The organism is Variovorax sp. CF313 (assembly GCF_000282635.1).
Lineage (GTDB): Bacteria > Pseudomonadota > Gammaproteobacteria > Burkholderiales > Burkholderiaceae_C > Variovorax.
In genome coordinates, this window is the sequence record NZ_AKIW01000067.1 from 1 (window position 1) to 2,507 (window position 2,507).

The window sequence follows — 2,507 nt, forward strand, 5'->3', positions numbered from 1 at the left end:
GGCATAGAAGTCGTCGACGGGGGTCTTCTTGAGCGCCTCCATCACCTTGTCGGCATCGACCGTCTTGGCGGCCTGCACGGCCTTCAGGTAGGTCATGGTGGCCGAATAGTCGGCGGCCTGGATGTCGGTGGGCATGCGCTTGGTCTTCTCGAAGAAGCGCTTGCCAAAGGCGCGCGTCTTGTCGTCGAGGTTCCAGTCCCAGCTGGTGGTGAGCAGCAGGCCTTCGGTGTTCTTCAGGCCCAGGCTGTGCACGTCGGTCACGAACACCAGCAGGCCGACCATCTTCATGGTCTTGGTGATGCCGAATTCCTTGGCGGCCTTGATCGAGTTGATGGTGTCGCCGCCCGCATTGGCCAGCGCCAGCACCTGGGCCTTGGAGTTCTGCGCCTGCAGCAGGAACGAGGAGAAGTCGGAGGTGTTGAGCGGATGCTTCACGCTGCCCACCACGGTGCCGCCCTTCTCCTTCACGACCTTGGACGCGTCGGCTTCCAGTGCCTGGCCAAAGGCATAGTCGGCCGTCAGGAAGTACCAGCTCTTGTCGCCGCGTGCGATCACGGCGCTGCCCGTGCCCTTGGCCAGCGCCACGGTGTCGTAGGCGTAGTGCACGGTGTAGGGGCTGCACTGCTCATTGGTGAGCGCCGAACTGCCGGCACCGTTCACGACGAACACGCGCTTCTTCTCCTGCGCCACCTTGGCCATGGCCAGCGCCGTGCCCGAGCTGGTGCCGCCGAACAGCATCGTCAGGCCCTGCGTGTCGATCCATTCGCGCGCCTTGGAAGCCGCGATGTCGGCCTTGTTCTGGTGGTCGGCCTGCAGCAGCTCGATGGGCATGCCGTTGACCTTGCCGCCGAAGTCGTCGATGGCCATCTGGATCGCGAGGGCGCCGTTCTTGCCCTCCACGTCCGCGTAGAGGCTCGACATGTCGGTGATGAAGCCGATCTTGACCTTGTCCTGGGCCTGGACGGCGCCCGCGGCAAGCGCCATGGCAAGGGACAGGCCGGAAAGCACGAACGTCTTTTTCATGGTCGGGAACTCCTGGAGAAGGAACGGAAAGTCGTGAGGGCGAGCATCACTTCCAGCTGGCGCACTTGGTTTCTGCCTTGGCCGTGAAGACCTGGTCGCCCGGCAGGGTCTTGAGCACCTTCAGGTAGTCCCAAGGCTTCTTCGATTCGGCGGGCGACTTCACTTCGACCAGGTACATGTCGTGGATGAAGCTGCCGTCGGCGCGGATCTGACCCTTGGCGTAGAAGTCGTCAACCTTCATGCTCTTGAGTTGCGCCATCACCTTGTCGGAGTCGGTCGTCTTGGCGGCAGCCACGGCCTTCAGGTAGGTGGTGGTGGCCGAGTAGTCGGCAGCCTGCACGTCGGTGGGCATGCGCTTGGTCTTCTCGAAGAAGCGGTTGGCGAACTTGCGCGTGTCGTCGTTCAGGTCCCAGTACCAGCTGGTGGTGTGCAGCAGGCCTTCGGTGTTCCTCAGGCCCAGGCTGTGGATGTCGCTCAGGAAGACCAGCAGGCCGGCGGTCTTCATGGTCTTGTTGATGCCGAATTCCTTGGCGGCCTTGATCGAATTGATGGTGTCGCCGCCGGCGTTGGCCAGGCCGAGGATCTGCGCCTTCGAGTTCTGCGCCTGCAGCAGGAACGACGAGAAGTCGGATGCGTTCAGCGGATGGCGCACCGCGCCCACCACCGTGCCGCCCTTCTCTTTCACCACCTTGGTGGTGTCGGCTTCGAGTGCGTGGCCGAAGGCGTAGTCGGCCGTCAGGAAGAACCAGCTCTTGCCGCCGCGATCGACCACGGCCGCGCCGGTGCCCTTGGCCAGCGCCACGGTGTCGTAGGCATAGTGGACGGTGTAGGGGCTGCACTGCTCGTTGGTGAGCACCGAGCTGCCGGCGCCGTTGTTGAAGTACACGCGCTTTTTCTCTTCCGCCACCTTGGCGGTGGCCAGCGCGGTGCCGGAGTTGGTGCCGCCGAAGACCATGGTCACGCCAGCGGTGTCGATCCATTCGCGCGCCTTGGAAGCGGCGATGTCGGCCTTGTTCTGGTGGTCGGCCGTCAGCAGTTCGATGGGTTGGCCCAGCACCTTGCCGCCGAAGTCGTCGATGGCCATCTGGATGGCGGTGGCGCCGCCCTTGCCTTCCAGGTCGGCGTAGAGACTCGACATATCGGTGACGAAACCGATCTTCACTTTTTCCTGCGCCTGCACAGCGCCTGCGCTCAAGGCGAGGATGGCGACGGCGGTGGCGATGAGTCCGAGTTTCTTGTTCATGGTGTTGGGTCTCCTGAAAAATCTTGTTGGGTGTTCGAGTTCAGACGCCGAGCAGTTCGGTGAGCACCGGCATCTTGGCTTCAAGTTCGGCCGCGCCGAATTTTTCGACGATGCGGCCATGCTCCATCACATAGAAGCGGTCCGCCAACGGCGCCGCGAAGCGGAAGTTCTGCTCCACCATGACGATGGTGTAGCCCTTGGCGCGCAGCATGGTGATCATTCGGGCCAGCGCCTGCACGAT

At 63.2% G+C, this 2,507-nt stretch carries 2 protein-coding genes and 1 pseudogene; all 3 read right to left on the minus strand.

Going from position 1 to position 2,507, the window contains the following annotated elements; genetic code table 11:
- The coding region (locus PMI12_RS15960; protein ID WP_007834404.1) for an ABC transporter substrate-binding protein at positions 1-1,023 on the minus strand (1,023 nt) is incomplete at its 3' end.
- A gap of 46 nt (positions 1,024-1,069) precedes the next feature.
- Positions 1,070-2,266 (minus strand): ABC transporter substrate-binding protein, encoded by a 1,197-nt coding sequence (locus PMI12_RS15965; protein ID WP_007834406.1) that lies wholly within the window; start codon positions 2,264-2,266, stop codon positions 1,070-1,072.
- Positions 2,267-2,306: 40 nt separating this feature from the next.
- Positions 2,307-2,507: pseudogene (locus PMI12_RS15970) on the minus strand (ABC transporter ATP-binding protein); the annotation flags it as partial.

What these genes read in the sequence shown, in the direction of transcription:
- PMI12_RS15965 (WP_007834406.1), bottom strand. Translation starts at nt 2,266, where the DNA reads ATGAACAAGAAACTCGGACTCATCGCCACCGCCGTCGCCATCCTCGCC.